Source organism: Ulvibacter sp. 2210JD10-4, from assembly GCF_058148525.1.
This window is the reverse complement of record NZ_JBYVJZ010000017.1, coordinates 1-497: the sequence shown is the minus strand read 5'-3', so window position 1 is coordinate 497 and position 497 is coordinate 1. Positions and strand designations below refer to the sequence as shown.

Below are 497 nucleotides of genomic sequence, written 5' to 3'. Positions count from 1 at the left end.
AGTCTCATAGCTCAGCTGGTTAGAGCGCTACACTGATAATGTAGAGGTCGGCAGTTCGAGTCTGCCTGAGACTACAAGGTCGAAGACAGACAGAAGTTTATGTGCCATTGGCGCAGGTCTTTTTGCTTGTCCGGCTCGAGAGAGACGGGAGACTACAAAGCAAGCGGAGCTTGCGAGTTAAAAGTTCTAAGTTAAAAGTATAGAGTTAAAAAAGATGTCTATCATCTAAGGGCTAAATACTGATAACTAAAAATATTGAAAGGAAATTTTAGAAGTTGGGCAACCAGTTTGCAGTACGCGGTATGCAGTACGCAGTAAGAAGGAGAAAAACTGAATACTGAATACTGAATACTGGCCACCGGCTACTGAAACATATGGGGGATTAGCTCAGCTGGCTAGAGCGCCTGCCTTGCACGCAGGAGGTCATCGGTTCGACTCCGATATTCTCCACTAACGAATCCTCAATAAATTGAGGTGTTCCAAATAAATTTGGGACG

General features: G+C 44.5%; 2 tRNA genes. Both read left to right on the top strand.

The features are described from left to right. Window positions 1-74: transfer RNA gene (locus ACY2RT_RS15295), tRNA-Ile, on the top strand. A 302-nt stretch (window positions 75-376) separates the two neighbouring features. Then, a tRNA-Ala gene (locus ACY2RT_RS15290) sits at window positions 377-450 on the top strand. Window positions 451-497: the final 47 nt, after the last annotated feature.